Raw genomic sequence first — 15,015 nt, 5'->3', positions numbered from 1 at the left:
ACTCTGAGCAATGTCACACTCATAGCTTGAGTAATTGTTGATACAGAATTTGAATGTAGATAAAGCTTATACTCCCGCTAACCTAACGATCACCTAACCTTTACCTGGGTCGGTTAGAGTGAGATCGCTAGGTCTCACACTAATGTTTTTTAGCTGGAAATAACGGATATGCCACCAACATCGAAAGCACTTTTAGCGGAAGTCCAGCATAACACAGGAGCAACTCGAAACTTGCATTTTTATGCAAAGGGCGAAACCATTCCTTTAATGTCCCAAGGCCTTTGGCGCGTCTGTCAAGGTTTAGCACAACTGAGTACCCTTTATCCCACCGGAGAAGAAGGACTTTTGGGTTGGGTGGGGCCTTCGATGTGTTTCGGTTTGTGGTTGACTTCCTTGCAGACTTACCGAGCTACGGCAACATCAGACGTTTATTTGATGTGGTATTCTATGGTGGAAATTGAAGCTTCTCCTCAATTGGCTCACGAGTTGTTGCCTCAAATGGTGCGGCGGCTGCGACAAATGGAATCAATTTTGGCGATCGCCGGACAGCGCCGAGTAGAAGACCGTTTGTATCAACTTCTGCTATTATTGCAACAGGACTTCGGTCAGCCTGTGGTTGAGGGAACTCGTTTGAGCATCCGCTTGACACATCAAGATATTGCTAATACTATTTGCACGACTCGCGTAACGGTAACGCGAATGTTGGGAAAATTGCAGCAGCAAGGGTTAATCAGTCGAGATGGCGATCGGCATTTAATACTTAATAAAGGTGTTTTTGCGTCCACCTCCGATTTGTTTGGCTGCAACCCTCAAGCAGTCTAGAACCGACATCTATCTATTCGCATCTACACTCTACATAAAGTCTTCGAGTATTGGCTATCAAACCCCACTGCATGAGAATTGTTGGTCTCGATATTGCTCCCGCGATCTACAGCAATACCTTTGCAGTCAAAAAAGATATAATTAAACGGTGCATCTACTTAAACAATAAACCAATGGCTAACTCAACTCCAGAAACACCAAAACCAGACAAAAAAGAATTAACTGATATCACAGCTAAACCTCAAGAAAAACAAGAAGAACCGCCAAATAAGGGTGACGGGCGGCAATAGATAAAACGGCGGTTGAAACCGCGTCTATACCGTCTTATTCATGGGCTTGTTTTAGCGGAAATAACTTGACAAATTACTCAGCTTGTGTATTGCCGTTGGTCGATCGCAACTTCGGCTTGGACGGCTGTCCCCGCCGTCCATCCAGAGAAACCACCTCAGCCTCAGAACTCTCCCTAGCCACCCGAATCAGCAACCCCGACAACAACAAACTCGCCACCATCGAAGAACCGCCATAACTAAAAAACGGCAGCGGCAAACCCGTAGTCGGCAAAACCCCCGTCGCCACCCCAATATTCAGCAGCGACTGTCCCACCATCACCACCATCACCCCAATCGCCACCAACTGAGACTCAGCATTCCGCGCCCGCATCGCCACCCTCAAAGCCACAGTAGCGTAAGCCGCCAACATCAGTAACAGCGAGAAACCTCCCACCAAACCAAACTCCTCAGCAAACACAGCAAAAATAAAATCGCTGTACTGAATCGGCAAATAAAATAACTTTTGCTGAGACATCCCCAAACCAACGCCCCAAATCCCGCCAGAACCCACAGCCAGCAGACTTTGAACCAACTGATAACCATCCTGCATCGCATCAGCCCAAGGATTGAGAAAAGACATAATCCGGCGGCGCTGATATTCCTTAAAACTAATACTTAAAACCGCCAACAGCATTCCCCCTATAGCCGTTCCACCCAACTGCAAGTAAGGTAAGCCCGCCGCCAAAGCCACCAACCACAAAGTCATCCCGCACAAAGCCGTGGTACTCAAATTCGGCTGCAACAAAATGCCCAACAGCATCGCACCGAAAATCAACAGCCAAGTAAACCGAACTTTATTCGTCAATCGAGGCCAGTTGCCAAAAATGCGGGCGCTTTGGAGAACGAAAAACGGTTTAATCAACTCAGAAGGTTGAATAATCGGCACCGGGCCCAAAGATATCCAGCGAGTTGCGCCGTTGACTGTGGTTCCCACTCCCGGAATTAAGGTCAACCACAGCACTCCCAGCAGCACCAGAATTCCCAACTGAGCTGTTTTCATCAGGTAACGCAGGGGGGAGTAAACCATTAAGTTAAAGCCCGCCAGCCCGATCGCCACTGCGATTAGTTGCCGCTTAAAATAGTAAAGGCCGTCTCCCAATTCGGAATTGGCAATGGGATAGGAAGCTGAAAACAATGCTGTCAGCCCTACAAACAGCCACAAAAAAGTCAGCCACCGCAGCCATCGGGCCTCCGCAGCCCATTGCGACGCGCTGGGGTCAAAAAATGGAATGAAGCGTCGAATATCATTAGTCATTAGTTATGAGTTATGAGTTATGAGTGCGAGCTTAAGAGCTCGCGAACTTTATCATTAGTTAAGCTGTTGTGCATTTGAATTTAATTTGGGGGCGGGCTAGAAGCCCACCCCACAAGAATTTCAAGAAACAAGATTGTAAACATCAGATGCACGCCAGCTTAATTCGCGGTGGTCAAAAACCGGGTTTTTTAGCCAAATATTTGCTTAAAACCCTCAATGTCGATTTAAAAACCCGGTTTATTTGTGGGCGAGTGCATAAGTCTTATCAGCTAATTAGCATTTAAATTGCACGTCAAGAAATAATCAACCTCTTGTGGGGTGGGCTTCTAGCCCGCCTCAAATATCCAATTTTAATGTGGAACAGCCTAGCTAAAATCATAACAAACAAAAAAAGAGGTCGATCGCGACCTCTTCCCCTCTATCAATCCATTCTCGGATTTTAAAGTAAGCCAGTATTAGCTCCGGGCTTACCGGTAGCCAGTTGCACTTTAATAATTCTGCCGCCCATTTTCATAATTCTTTGCTGTTCCCGGAACCAGTTGTCATAGGGAACGAGCTTAGTAAAATAGGTATTTTGCAATTCGCGCTGAGTGCGGATGCGAGTTTGGCTGGGGACGCAAGCAGTCACTTTAAACATTCTCATGGGAAACAAACTCCTGAGTAGGTTTACAGATTTTTAGATGGATTTTAAAAAGATTGAAGTCAGGGAGTTAGGAGTCAAAACTAGCTCGTTAAAACTCGTCGGGCGTTCTCGACTGGCCTTTGACGGTCTAGCAATCACTCTCAATTTCCCTGACTTCTTTCAAAGCTAAAGGTAATAAGTCCAAAGTTAAAAGTTAAAAGTTAAAAGTTAAAAGTTAAGAGTTAAAGGAGGTAAGAAATAAATCTTCTTCCTTCTTCCTTCTTCCTTCTTCCTTCTTCCTTCTTCCTTCTTCCTTCTTCCTTCTTCCTTCTTCCTTAGATTTAGCTCAAGCCAGAGCAGATGTAGTCGAAATAGACGCCCATTTCTTTACCAGCGTCAGAACCGACCAAACCGGCGGTGACTTCTTTCATTGCTTGGATTGCTTGTACGGTAGAACCGATGGGCACGCCCAAGGAGTTGTAGGTTTCTTTCAAACCGTTGAGCACGCGCTCGTCAAGGATGGAAGGGTCGCCAGCTAGCATGGCGTAGGTGGCGTAGCGGAGGTAGTAGTCCAAGTCGCGAATGCAAGCTGCATAACGACGAGTGGTGTACATATTGCCACCGGGACGAGTTACGTCAGAGTACAACAGAGACTTAGCAACTGCTTCTTTGACGATTGTGGCTGCATTGGCGCTGATGGCGGTAGCGGCGCGGACGCGCAGTTCACCAGAAGCGAAGTAGTTCTTGAGCTTGTCTAATGCGCTGCTGTCCAGGTACTTACCTTGAACGTCAGAGGTATTGATAACGGCGGTAATTGCGTCTTGCATGGTTGTCTTGTTTCCTAGAAAGTGGCTGAGTCAGTCCAATTTTGGAGCTAGAATTTTAGATTTGGGATTGGGGATTTGAGATTTACAAGTAGTTGATTATCTGCAAAAGCTTTTGGCTTGTTATCAGTAACCCTCGATTGTTCAATCAAAAATCTATAATCAAAAACCTAAATTCCTTACTGCATCGCACCGATAACGTAGTCGAAGTAAGAGGAAGCTTCGGAAGCATCTTCTCCAGAGAGCAGCGAAGAAGCTGCATTTTTCATAGCGCGGACGCCTTCGGCAACTGCTGCAATCGGGGTTCCGAGAGAGTTGTACATTTCGCGGACGCCGACAATACCGATTTCTTCGATCGGAGTAATGTCGCCAGCTACGATTCCGTAGGTGATCAAACGCAGGTAGTAATCCAAGTCGCGCAAGCAAGTTGCGGTCATTTCTTCGCCGTAAGCGTTGCCGCCGGGAGAAACAACATCAGGGCGCTTTTGGAAAAGTTGGTCGCCGGCTGTTTTGACGATACGTTCGCGGGATTCGCTCAAAATTTGGGCGATGCGGACGCGGCGTTCACCAGAGGTGACGAAGCTCTTGATGCGGTCTAATTCGCCTGGGCTCAGGTAACGAGCTTCAGCGTCTGCGTTGACGATTGATTTGGTGACGATACTCATCTTGTGTGTACCCGCTGGATATTTTGCAATTGCGAACTGCTCCGCGTTGAACTAGCGACGTTCGGGCGCTTTCATCCCGTACCTTTCGCTTCGCTGGTGGCTGGAGCTTTGACGGGGAAGGGTGGACTTTCCACAGCCTGCAACTGCTGAAGTTGTTACCGGGTGTCTGCCTTCGCTGTTTGACGACGCTCGTTCTTCACGCCGGTGCGTTTTTTTGTGGCCGCACTGAGCCTGTCGCTTAGAATACCACAAATGATTGATGCGATCTTTAATCTACGATCGAGATTGCAGCAGATCCGTAAGTGGCGATCGAGTGACTGTTCGGCAGTTAGTCAGGATATTGCTTCTCTAACGCAACTACCTCTCGCAAGTATTTTGAGGCATTATGTTCACATTCTGAGTGTTACCGTAATAGTTTGTAACATTCCTTTTCATTTTTGGGCCCTCGGTGGCGTCTAATTCGTTAAAAATTCAAAGTCAAGAAATCGCTAAAATCTTATATCAGCAAGGATTACAGCCATCGAACCTTCAGCGGCTTGTCCCGAAGGCGACGGCGCGAGGCTAAAAAACTTCTGTGTCAAACAGAGGTGCGGAAGACTGAGGGGTGACAGGTGTCGATCGGAAATGGTGACTTTTAAGCTTGTAGCTAAATTTGACTCTCGTCCAAAAACGGATACAAGTTTCCCACACTCGGACGCGGAGCAACCCAAATTTTAGATTAAGGTGCAATTTTCCAGACTCATCGGTGAAATCTAAAATCCAAAATCTAAAATCCAAAATCGATCGACTCTCACTTTTAACCAGGTGCGCCGTGAAAAGAAATCTATCAGCCCTAAAAAAAGCTTTGCAGTTTGGGATTAGCGGTGCTGTCGGCGGTTTCGCCGGCAATCTCATCACTGAACCTTTCATGCACCATCTCAATGATTCAACATCTGTTTTTGACAGTGTATTGTCCACATCTCGCTGGTTTGGATTGGTAGGCGGCGGAATTGCTACTGCAATTATGTTCGGCTACTATTACTATATCAAAGGCAAGCCCCAAATCAAACAATCTTTAAAAAATGGCGGATTGTTTGGTGTAATTGCGGGGGCTATTTCTGGAGCAATCGCTGAAGGTATTTTTAGCGGGATTGGCGACGGCGAAAATGAACTATTGCGAGTGATTTGCTGGGGAATAGCTGGCGGTTTGTTAGGACTTGGACTTTCTAAACGCATTCCTAATTTAGGAATGCTGCGCGGCGCGGGTGGTGGCGGTGTGGGAGGTCTTTTGGGCGGTTGTTTGTTTATTCTGTTTGCTTATACTTTGTCGGGTACGGCGGGCCGTTTAGCTGGCTGTGGTGCGATCGGCTTTTGGATTGGAATTATGCTAGTTGTGGCCGAAACTTTGTTTAACAAAGCTTGGCTGGTAATTAGTTACGATAGCGGAACCAATCGCACTCTGACTATTGGTGCGGAACCGGTGACTTTTGGTAGCGATGAAAATTTGTCTATTATCTACATTCCTCATGTTTCGCCTTTAGCGATGCGGTTTCAATTGGAAGGGGGTCAAATTGTTTGCGAGAATTTTGATAGCGGGGCGGTGAGTTATTTGCGATCGGGCGACCAAAAGAGAATCGGTAACTGTACAATTACAGTTGGAAACTCTGACTTGCCTACTGCAACTTCCGCTCGGGTTACGCCGACTATTTTATCACAAGCATCGCCAGCCAATGCTTTTGCCAACGGTCAATTTTTGCTGACATTGGGAAGTCGAGTTATCCCTCTGACTGCGGGTACTCAGCTATTCACCTCTGACATCCCGAGTTTAACGGCTACGGCGTCTAGCGGCGTGGTAGCGCTGGTGAATTCTCGATCGCCAAACGAGTTATCCTTAGGATTGATCAATTTGAGCAATCGCTCTTGGTGGGCCACAGACAGTCAAGGCGACATGAAAATGATTGAACCTGAAAGTACCCTAACTTTGGCCTTGGGAATTAAAATCGAATTCGGTGAAATTGAGGGCGAGATTGTCGGAAGCTAAATAATCTTAAATCCGTATCCCCATAGGTTCGTAGTGAGGACTTTAGTCCTCTAAGGATCGCGAATTAAATAATTTACACTCTTAAAAGTGGTATGGGCGTCCCGCCCGTCCTTTATAGACGGGCGGGACGCCCATACCACAATAATTAAAATTGTAAGTTATTTAATTCTCATTCCTAAGAAATGATGCGGACTAAAGTCCTAACTACGAACCTTTTTGTCCTCTAAGAAATGATGCGGACTAAAGTCCTCACTACGAACCTTTTTGTTTTATAATAAATGATGCGGACTAAAGTCCTCACTACGAACCTTTTTTATGGCGGTAAATTAAATTGCCGATAATAAATTCAAGCCGAACTACCGCTAACACCAGTAATCACAGCCGCCCCAATCAAATGAGCCAAACGCAAAGCTTCAGGAACCTTACCAGTATCAGTCAAACGCTGGAGTACCAGTGCAATTACTTCCGGTTGTTCGCCGCACACTTGAAAAAAGAAAGGTTCAAAAGCGTAAATTTTGCCAGCGCGGCGCAACAATTCTAAACGGTATTCCGAATCTGAGAAATGACCGAGGGCTTTTTCAACAGCAGCTAAATCTGGTTGGCGGCGCATGACAGCAACGCAAGGAATTTGCAGCCGCGATGCTAACTTGGGAAGGTCAATAATATTGAAGCCGCCGAAAGCAATTCCGTCCAACAAAACGAGATGCAATTGCGGTAAAAATTTCCCTCCTAGCAGTAGCTGACAAATTACGTCGGTGGCATCTAATCCGTCTGGGAGGACTTGTCCCCAGACCATTCCTTCAAATCTAGTCCCCCCGCAGACCACGCCTGCGATCGACACCAAACTACTGCTGGTACGAGAAAACGGAGCGTCGTCAAAGCCAATAACCTTAATTGTGCGATCGAGTCTGAGCAATTCTGCTAGTTTCAAAGCAGGGACTTCCCTAAACTAAAAATTTTGACATTAATTTGACTTTTACATATTATCATAGACTTTAAAGACTCGAACGCTAATATCAATTTTATATGAAGCTGCTCCTGAATTCGCTCCCACTTTAATTAAGTAGGGTGGTTTTATTATTAGATAGGATATATAAAATATAAAACCACCAAAAGTAGCGCTCAAAGGTCGGCTCGCGTTTGGGGCAAGGCACGTAATTTCGATATTAGCACTCTTGCCTAATATTATAAAGAGCGCCCAAGCACAACTACGTACCTAAACTGTCAACTGTCAACCCTCTCTTCTACTTAAAAAGGTTTTAAACTCTTGTCTCAAAAATACGTAGCAGCAATAGATCAAGGAACCACCAGCACCAGATTTATCATATTCGATCGCCTGGGACAGATAATTTGCAGCAACCAACAAGAACACCAGCAAATCTATCCACAACCGGGATGGGTGGAACACAATCCCGAGGAAATTTGGCGGCGAACCCAAAGCGTAATTAAAAATACCCTGGAAATCGGTAATATCGATGCGAAAGATATTGCAGCCCTCGGCATTACCAACCAGCGCGAGACTGCTATTGTTTGGGATAAGAATACGGGAAAATCCTACGGAAATGCGATTGTTTGGCAAGATACCCGGACTCACCAAATTTGTACTAGCTTAGCAGAAGTTGACGGCAAAGATCGATTTAGATCGCGCTGCGGTTTACCGCTAGCAACTTATTTCAGCGGCCCCAAAATTAAGTGGATGCTGGACAATATCGCTGGATTGCGGGAAGCGGCAATTAAAGGTGATGCGATTTTTGGCAATGTCGATTCTTTTCTAATTTGGCACCTCACCGGCGGCACGCACATTACCGATGTTACCAACGCCAGCCGCACAATGCTGATGGATTTGCAAACCCTCGATTGGGATGCGGAAACTTTGGAAATCATGGGAATTCCCCGCCGGATGTTGCCAGAAATTCGCCCTTCCAGTCAAGTTTTTGGACTTGCAAAAGGATTGCTCGAAAATGTTCCGATTGCTGCTGCTTTGGGCGATCAGCAGGCAGCTTTGGTTGGGCAAACTTGTTTCAGTGTTGGGGAGGCGAAAAATACCTACGGTACGGGCTGTTTTATGCTGCTGAATACTGGTGAGGCGATCGTCCCTTCAAACCACGGATTGCTGACAACAGTCGCCTACAAGATGGGAGAATCGCCCGCTGTGTATGCTTTAGAAGGCAGTATTGCGATCGCCGGAGCATTAGTCCAGTGGCTGCGCGACAACTTGGGCATCATCAACACATCTGCGGAAGTAGAAACATTAGCAAATACCGTCGAAGATAGTGGCGGAGTTTACATTGTACCAGCATTTTCTGGACTCTACGCGCCCTATTGGCAAGACAGCGCCCGGGGAGTAATTGCAGGTTTAACTCGCTATGCGACTAAGGCACATATTGCTCGCGCAGTATTGGAAGCGACAGCTTGGCAAACGCGGGAAGTATTGGATGCGATGAATCAGGATTCTGGGGTGCAGCTTTTATCTTTAAAAGTAGACGGTGGAATGGTGGGAAATCACACGCTAATGCAGTTTCAGAGCGACGTTTTGGGAGTGCCTGTGGTGCGGCCTGTGGTAGCGGAAACTACTGCACTGGGTGCTGCTTATGCGGCTGGTTTGGCGGTGGGTTTTTGGAGCAAACTAGCCCAATTGCGGGATAATTGGGCGGTGGATTGTATTTGGGAACCCCAAATGTCGATCGCACTTCGGGAGCAAAAATATCGGTTTTGGAAAAAAGCAGTTACCCGCACCTTCGACTGGGAAGAATGAATATATAGCCTTTCGGGCGGGCTAGAAGCCCTACCCACAAATAGAATAAAAATTAACTCTTTGTGGAACAGGCATCTTGCCTGTTCCGGTTATGGATTTAGTGCTATCATCAAATCTAGCAGTAATTAGAAAATTGCAAATAAATGATTTCGCCAAATAACTTAAAAAAAATTCTCACCCTCATCCTATTAATACTGACACTGGCATTTGCAGAAATTGCCACTAATTCCCAAAGTGCGATCGCAGATACAGCGACAACTCCGCCAACCGCAACCGCCCCCGAAGTCTTCAGCACCAACTGTGCAGGCTGTCACATCAACGGTAGCAACATTATCAGGCGCGGCAAAAACTTGAAACAAAAAGCCTTAAAAAAATACGGCATGGATTCAATCGCCAATATTTCAAATTTAGTAACCAACGGTAAAGGCATTATGCCCGCTTACAAAGATCGTTTGTCGGAACAACAAATTATTGATGTTTCCGCCTACGTGTTATCTCAAGCCGAAACTGATTGGAAATAAGAAGGACTAAAGTCCTCACTACGAACCGAACCTTCGTTGGAAGTATTAAATATGAAAAAAAATGATTTTTGGCGCCAGATTATAACTATTATTAGCTTGTGCTTGTATCTAATCCTAGCTATTAGCCCGCCCGCCTTCGCCTCAATTCACAAATATCCAGAAAGAGCAGACAGAGTAATGTTCCGCTCCGTACAAAGCCTGCGCGACACTCATGATAGAGCATGGCAAGTGGTTTTGTATAAGCGAGTACAGTCGGGATTGGTAAACTCCTTTAACCTGAGATTAGTAGGATTTCCCGGAACAGAATTGCAGCATCCTGTAGCGCTAACTGTTGCTGCGGGCGATCGCAAAATTGGTAAAGCCAAGGATATTTGGAGCGAGTCGGATTTGCCGATCAATGTCGGAGAATATGATTTTAAATCAATAATTATACAACTGGAAAGCAATCAACCTTTAAGGTTGAGTTTGCCTGTGAAAGGTGAAAAAGAAACTGGGTTGCTGGTTCCTCCTTTTGGTGTCAGAGAATGGCGACTGTTGTTAAATACCAAGTAAATATACTTGTTTTATCCGGTCTAAAGTTAAAATTCCTAGAGTTGTGTGTATCAAAAGCTACTACCCTCAAGTACGCCTTAAGGTAGATTTAACCGTATTTCAAGGTAATTTTGAAACAAACTCAATGTAGAGTTGGTCAAGTGATAAAACTCCATTGTTTATAACGTGCGTGTCTTCAGGGTGAAATTACTATGAGTTTAATCAGTACAATTGTCCGAAAAGCTTTGGAAACGGGTTATTTAACGGTTGAGGCCGAGGAACTGTTGCGCCAGCAGTTGCAGATGACTAAGTACGGTTTAGAAGATTTTGAGGCTTTTATTACCTTGCAAACTGAGGTGATGGAAGGTAGGGTAAGACAGCAGGCTTTGGAATTATTGCGATCGAATAACTGTTCTGCTGCTGTGGCTTGAGTTAAGTGCGATCGCGCTTTTGGGTAGATCGCGCTTTTGGATAGAATTAAGTGCGATCGATTTTTGTATGTTGATAAGTCTTTCACGGGCGGGCAAGATGCCCACCCTACAAGAAAATCCACTCTTTGTGGAACAGGCATCTTGCCTGTTCATAAAAATGATCCGCCAAGCCTTGAACAATCTTTCTACTGCATTCCTAGCTGTTGCCTTAACGCTTCTGGAACATTAACGGCTGTATCCAAACATCGAACATTTTCCCACTTTGTATTTTCATCCCATTTGACATCGCCAAAAGTGCAATTGGTGAGGTTTGCGTGGCAGAGGTTTACCTCGCTAAGATTTGCGCGACTAAAGTTTACCTCGCTAAGATTTGCCTCGATAAGGTCTACGCCACTTAGGTTTGCATCACTGAAGTTTACCCCACTGAGTTCTGCACCACGGAAATTTGCGTCGCTGAGGTTTGCGCGGCTGAAGTTTGCGTCGCTGAGGTTTGCGCGGCTGAAGTTTGCGTCGCTGAGGTCTGCGTCGCTGAAGTTTACCCCACTGAGGTTTGCACCGATGAGGTTTGCGCCGATGAGGTTTGCACCACTGAAGTTTACCCCACTGAGGTTTGCGTGCCAGAGGTCTGCGCCGACGAGGGTTGCGCCGCTGAGGTTTGCGCCGATGAAAAATATCTCAACAATTTGGAGAAAGCCAGAATCCCCAATACAATAGCTATAATTGATGATACGCAACAAGCGATTTGCATCGTCAAGCTTACCTTTAGCATTAGGCTTTCCGCAAGGATAAAACACCATTTTGTCTTTCAATTCATCTCTCCTCTGACCGTAACGGTGCAACTCAAAGAGCAAAATCATCACATTCAAACCAGCATAAACATCTATTTGTCGCTGTCCCAATTCTTGGGTTTTCAATTGCTCTCGCAACAGGCGCATCTTCTTCTGAGGCAAACTTTCCGGCAACATATCAATAAATTCCCCCTCGCACCACCGCAGATAAAAATCTTCCAAACGCTGGAATAACTCCACAGGGCGAAACCGACTTTCCTCCCCCGCAACAGCCGGAGTTGTTAACAACCCCATCAAATATTCCACAATTTCTGCCGTCAGCGCCCCATAACCCAACAAATCATAAATTTCCCAGTCCATATCCGAGTCTTTCGTATTAAATCCTCTACCTCTTCTTGCCGGTTCCGTCCACTCTTCCAGACTTTCCTTCAATCGTTCCGCACACAAAAACTCACTAAAACTTTTATGTACAAACTCCACAGAACCTTCTTTACTGCCTTGCTGAAGATAAAAAACCGCCAAAGCATTTCTCAGAGGATTATCGCCAATCCGTTTTTGTGCTTCCTCAAGTAATGCTTTAACCGAGTTATCTGCTTTCAATCGTTCCTCAATCATCGCTATAGGAGCGCATTCCCCTCCCGACTGCACCACGCACAACCCTGCTTCTGTCAAGATACGCCGCAAATCCTCTGTTTCCAATTCTGTTAAATTGCGATTGAGCAATTTAGACCGCTGTTCAGTGAGTACCCAATTCACAGCCTGGTTGTAAATCAAAATTTTTGCTTGAGTGCTGTTAGTTCCTTGAAAATCCTCAACTTTCAAGATTCCATCTCGGTGCATCGCCGCTAACAGATAAAGCAATAGCGGTTCTCGTGCCAAGTCTGATTTCACCTGTTCAGGACAGCATTCATCTTGCAAAAACTGCTGAAAAGCTAAGGTTTTTTCCGCTCCAAATTGAGCTTCCCACTTGCTCAACCACTGTTGCTGAAGTTCGTCATCCATCACCTGAATTTGGACTCGCTCCAAGTTGTCTGGCATTTGCCTTTCAATTCCTTGCAAAGCTAAAGTTCTGCCAGTAATCAAAACCCGGTGTCCCATTTCCGAACTCTGCTGACACGCTTCCTGAAATTGTCCTACTTGCTTGAGAAATTGCTCTAAACCGCCGCTGCTTCTCCCTTCCATCAGCAACTCATCAAAGCCATCCAAGAAAAACAAATATCGCGTGTTTTGTTCCGTCAACCAGGCATCATCGGTAGCAAAACCACCATGAACTGCATCTTTCAGCGTTTCTCGAAAACTCTTTTGCAATGCGGGAATATCTCGCAATCGAATTAACACCGGAGTCCAAACTGGATACAAATGTTGTCGCACCCAGTCAGCAAACATTCGACAAAAAACGCTCTTGCCGCGTCCGGGCCCAGCTTCGATGAACAGCACCCGATTTTGTTTATGCTCATCCTCAAGCAATTGCTTTGCCCAAGTTTCTAAATCGAAAGCTTCTGCATCATTTATGGGCTTGCCATTTTTATCGATCGGCTTTGCCTTCAGCGGTACGTAGATATCCTTAAATGTAAACTCTTCAGCAAATACTTTTTCTTTTGGCTTATCGGCAATCTGCTCTTCCAGGTATTCGTCAATACTTTGATATTTCTGCTGTTCCTCCCGCCATTCGCTGAAAGAAGGCTGTCCGAGATGTTTCATAGCATCGCCGGAAACTGCCCAAGCTTCGATTAAATAACGGTGAGTATTAGCAGCAACTCTCTTTGTCAAAATCTTAGCTTGACTGCCTTCTAGTCCGGCTTGTTCCAGCCGCTCTGATAGCACTATATTAAATTCCTTGGCTAATATCGAATCGCGGAAGCAATTCACAGTTTCTCTAGCTGCTTTATCACTAAATTCTAAATCCGCCAGTTTCTTAAGCAACTGTTTGACTTTATCGGAAACTGGAGTTTGCCCAATGCGATTTAACAAACTTGCGTCTTGTCCAATAAAATCCTTAAAACTTTCCAGATAAGCCGCCTGACTGACCAGGAAAATGCACTCAGCTAAAGTCGGCTGCTGTTCAGTTTTTTCAATAAAAAACGCCAGTAGTTTCGCCGCCATCCCGACAAAGGGCAATCCAGTTCCCACAACTTGAGCTAAGGGAGAGTTCAAAACTTCTAGCAGCAAATTGCTATTATCTAGCCCTTGTTCTTTGAACATTTTCGCCAATTCAGCGGCTGCTTTTCCTGCTTCTCCGATTCCCTCGGCTGCTTCGGCGGAACACAGTTCTTTAATATCAGTAGTTAAGAGTTTAAATATGCGATTTGCCATTTTTACCCGCCGCGCTTTAGAATAGAGAGTCTGAGAAATTCTACATTCAACTCTCTAAACATTCCGTAAATAAATAAAATAGGACTTATGCACAGGTGGTCAGAAACCGGGTTTTTGCCCTTGATGTCGGCTGTAACGAAGGATCTCCGAAAAAACCCGGTTTCTTTGGTTTTGATGCGTAAGTCCCAAATCAGAAAATATCAAGTGCGTTTTAACTTGACAAAAATACCCAAATCGACAATAATGGTAGATTGTCTGTCTAAATCCGGCTCGGATCAGGTTAAGACATTCCAAAAGCTGGAGAGCAGTCCACAGCCAAAAGTTATTAACAATTGACAACTGTCAACTGTCAACTGTCAACTGTCAACTGACTACTCAGCTACCTGTACGGCAATCTCAACAACCATCCCATGACTTACGCAATCATTGAAACCGGCGGCAAACAATTTCGGGTAGAACCAGGCCGCTTCTACGACATCGAACTGCTTCACGTCGAAGCTGAATCCAAAGTCACGATCGACAAAGTATTTCTGATCCAGCACGAAGACGATGTTCACATCGGCCAGCCTCTAGTAGAAAATGCCACTGTAGAAGGAACTGTGCTGCGGCATTTCCGGGGCCGCAAAGTCCTCGTCTACAAGATGAAGCCGAAAAAGAAAACTCGGAAGAAAAAAGGCCACCGTCAAGAAACAACTCGTTTTATGATTGACTCTATTACAGTCAATGGTGTTGTTTTGGCAGCGAGAGATTTGACTCAAGCAGTTGTTGAAACTCCCCAAACCGGCGAAATTGAATCAGAATAAACAATAGTAAATAAAGTTGAGGACATTATGGCCCACAAGAAAGGTACAGGCAGTACACGTAACGGACGCGATTCTAATTCCCAGCGTCTGGGTGTCAAAAAGTACGGCGGTCAAGTTGTCAAAGCTGGCAACATTTTGATTCGTCAACGCGGCACTAAGGTTCACCCTGGTAATAATGTTGGTATCGGCAGAGATGATACTTTGTTTGCTTTGGTTGATGGTGTGGTGACTTTTGAAAGAAAGGGTAAGACTCGCAAGAAAGTCAGTATTTATCCTGTTGTAGCAGCACCTGTGGCTGAAGCTGTAGCAGTTTAATTTTATGCGTTCCTGGGTTTT

General features: G+C 45.4%; 16 protein-coding genes. 10 read left to right on the top strand and 6 right to left on the bottom strand.

The features are described 5' to 3' along the window. Window positions 1–168 precede the first annotated feature (168 nt). Together JGK16_RS04835 and JGK16_RS04830 are read left to right on the top strand one after the other, a co-directional pair. Entirely contained in the window at window positions 169–822 is a 654-nt protein-coding gene (locus tag JGK16_RS04835) for a Crp/Fnr family transcriptional regulator (protein ID WP_293175703.1), read from the top strand. Between the two features lie 50 nt (window positions 823–872). Then, on the top strand, window positions 873–1,112 hold the full coding sequence (locus JGK16_RS04830; RefSeq protein ID WP_293202833.1) for a hypothetical protein: 240 nt from the start codon (window positions 873–875) through the stop codon (window positions 1,110–1,112). Window positions 1,113–1,185: 73 nt separating this feature from the next. On the opposite strand, the gene JGK16_RS04825 is transcribed toward JGK16_RS04830, so the two are convergent. The 4 genes from JGK16_RS04825 to apcA all read right to left on the bottom strand — a co-directional run bounded on the left by JGK16_RS04825 (window position 1,186) and on the right by apcA (window position 4,517). Further along, entirely contained in the window at window positions 1,186–2,406 is a 1,221-nt protein-coding gene (locus JGK16_RS04825; RefSeq protein ID WP_293175707.1) for an FtsW/RodA/SpoVE family cell cycle protein, read from the bottom strand. Window positions 2,407–2,845: 439 nt separating this feature from the next. Then, on the bottom strand, window positions 2,846–3,049 hold the full coding sequence (locus JGK16_RS04820) for a phycobilisome linker polypeptide (protein WP_006634929.1): 204 nt from the start codon (window positions 3,047–3,049) through the stop codon (window positions 2,846–2,848). Window positions 3,050–3,369: 320 nt separating this feature from the next. After that, window positions 3,370–3,855, bottom strand: coding sequence for an allophycocyanin subunit beta (apcB, locus tag JGK16_RS04815; RefSeq protein ID WP_293144548.1), 486 nt, complete (start codon window positions 3,853–3,855; stop codon window positions 3,370–3,372). A gap of 176 nt (window positions 3,856–4,031) precedes the next feature. After that, window positions 4,032–4,517, bottom strand: a complete 486-nt coding sequence (gene apcA, locus JGK16_RS04810) for an allophycocyanin subunit alpha (protein WP_265234273.1) — start codon at window positions 4,515–4,517, stop codon at window positions 4,032–4,034. Between the two features lie 252 nt (window positions 4,518–4,769). Here apcA and JGK16_RS04805 point away from each other — a divergent pair, with 252 nt between their 5' ends. Next, a complete protein-coding gene (locus tag JGK16_RS04805; RefSeq protein WP_293175709.1) occupies window positions 4,770–4,976 on the top strand; it encodes a hypothetical protein in 207 nt (68 codons plus the stop codon). A 352-nt stretch (window positions 4,977–5,328) separates the two neighbouring features. Beyond that, complete coding sequence (locus JGK16_RS04800) at window positions 5,329–6,537, top strand: hypothetical protein (protein WP_293175711.1); 1,209 nt, start codon at window positions 5,329–5,331, stop codon at window positions 6,535–6,537. Between the two features lie 346 nt (window positions 6,538–6,883). Here JGK16_RS04800 and JGK16_RS04795 read toward each other — a convergent pair whose 3' ends face one another. Then, window positions 6,884–7,468 (bottom strand): DUF99 family protein, encoded by a 585-nt coding sequence (locus JGK16_RS04795; RefSeq protein WP_293175713.1) that lies wholly within the window; start codon window positions 7,466–7,468, stop codon window positions 6,884–6,886. 336 nt (window positions 7,469–7,804) lie between these two features. Between JGK16_RS04795 and glpK the strand changes: the two genes are divergently transcribed. The 4 genes from glpK to JGK16_RS04775 all read left to right on the top strand — a co-directional run bounded on the left by glpK (window position 7,805) and on the right by JGK16_RS04775 (window position 10,775). After that, complete coding sequence (gene glpK / locus JGK16_RS04790; RefSeq protein WP_293189770.1) at window positions 7,805–9,292, top strand: glycerol kinase GlpK; 1,488 nt, start codon at window positions 7,805–7,807, stop codon at window positions 9,290–9,292. 143 nt (window positions 9,293–9,435) lie between these two features. Next, window positions 9,436–9,813, top strand: coding sequence for a c-type cytochrome (locus JGK16_RS04785; protein ID WP_293175717.1), 378 nt, complete (start codon window positions 9,436–9,438; stop codon window positions 9,811–9,813). Between the two features lie 51 nt (window positions 9,814–9,864). Further along, window positions 9,865–10,365 (top strand): DUF3122 domain-containing protein, encoded by a 501-nt coding sequence (locus JGK16_RS04780; RefSeq protein ID WP_293175719.1) that lies wholly within the window; start codon window positions 9,865–9,867, stop codon window positions 10,363–10,365. Window positions 10,366–10,556: 191 nt separating this feature from the next. Further along, window positions 10,557–10,775, top strand: coding sequence for a hypothetical protein (locus JGK16_RS04775; protein WP_293175722.1), 219 nt, complete (start codon window positions 10,557–10,559; stop codon window positions 10,773–10,775). Window positions 10,776–10,960: 185 nt separating this feature from the next. Here JGK16_RS04775 and JGK16_RS04770 read toward each other — a convergent pair whose 3' ends face one another. Continuing rightward, window positions 10,961–13,876 (bottom strand): pentapeptide repeat-containing protein, encoded by a 2,916-nt coding sequence (locus JGK16_RS04770; protein ID WP_293189769.1) that lies wholly within the window; start codon window positions 13,874–13,876, stop codon window positions 10,961–10,963. Window positions 13,877–14,286: 410 nt separating this feature from the next. Here JGK16_RS04770 and rplU point away from each other — a divergent pair, with 410 nt between their 5' ends. Then, window positions 14,287–14,679, top strand: a complete 393-nt coding sequence (rplU, locus tag JGK16_RS04765) for a 50S ribosomal protein L21 (protein WP_293189767.1) — start codon at window positions 14,287–14,289, stop codon at window positions 14,677–14,679. Window positions 14,680–14,706: 27 nt separating this feature from the next. Then, a complete protein-coding gene (gene rpmA, locus JGK16_RS04760; protein WP_193973153.1) occupies window positions 14,707–14,994 on the top strand; it encodes a 50S ribosomal protein L27 in 288 nt (95 codons plus the stop codon). Window positions 14,995–15,015: the final 21 nt, after the last annotated feature.

Source organism: Microcoleus sp. PH2017_09_SFU_O_A (assembly GCF_020738625.1).
Classification (GTDB): domain Bacteria; phylum Cyanobacteriota; class Cyanobacteriia; order Cyanobacteriales; family Microcoleaceae; genus Microcoleus.
This window is presented reverse-complemented; position numbering and strand designations above follow the sequence as displayed.

What these genes read in the sequence shown, in the direction of transcription:
- apcB (WP_293144548.1), bottom strand. Translation starts at nt 3,855, where the DNA reads ATGCAAGACGCAATTACCGCCGTTATCAATACCTCTGACGTTCAAGGT.
- JGK16_RS04835 (WP_293175703.1), top strand. Translation starts at nt 169, where the DNA reads ATGCCACCAACATCGAAAGCACTTTTAGCGGAAGTCCAGCATAACACA.
- JGK16_RS04770 (WP_293189769.1), bottom strand. Translation starts at nt 13,876, where the DNA reads ATGGCAAATCGCATATTTAAACTCTTAACTACTGATATTAAAGAACTG.
- JGK16_RS04825 (WP_293175707.1), bottom strand. Translation starts at nt 2,406, where the DNA reads ATGACTAATGATATTCGACGCTTCATTCCATTTTTTGACCCCAGCGCG.
- rpmA (WP_193973153.1), top strand. Translation starts at nt 14,707, where the DNA reads ATGGCCCACAAGAAAGGTACAGGCAGTACACGTAACGGACGCGATTCT.
- JGK16_RS04785 (WP_293175717.1), top strand. Translation starts at nt 9,436, where the DNA reads ATGATTTCGCCAAATAACTTAAAAAAAATTCTCACCCTCATCCTATTA.
- apcA (WP_265234273.1), bottom strand. Translation starts at nt 4,517, where the DNA reads ATGAGTATCGTCACCAAATCAATCGTCAACGCAGACGCTGAAGCTCGT.
- rplU (WP_293189767.1), top strand. Translation starts at nt 14,287, where the DNA reads ATGACTTACGCAATCATTGAAACCGGCGGCAAACAATTTCGGGTAGAA.
- JGK16_RS04775 (WP_293175722.1), top strand. Translation starts at nt 10,557, where the DNA reads ATGAGTTTAATCAGTACAATTGTCCGAAAAGCTTTGGAAACGGGTTAT.
- JGK16_RS04780 (WP_293175719.1), top strand. Translation starts at nt 9,865, where the DNA reads ATGAAAAAAAATGATTTTTGGCGCCAGATTATAACTATTATTAGCTTG.
- JGK16_RS04820 (WP_006634929.1), bottom strand. Translation starts at nt 3,049, where the DNA reads ATGAGAATGTTTAAAGTGACTGCTTGCGTCCCCAGCCAAACTCGCATC.
- JGK16_RS04805 (WP_293175709.1), top strand. Translation starts at nt 4,770, where the DNA reads ATGATTGATGCGATCTTTAATCTACGATCGAGATTGCAGCAGATCCGT.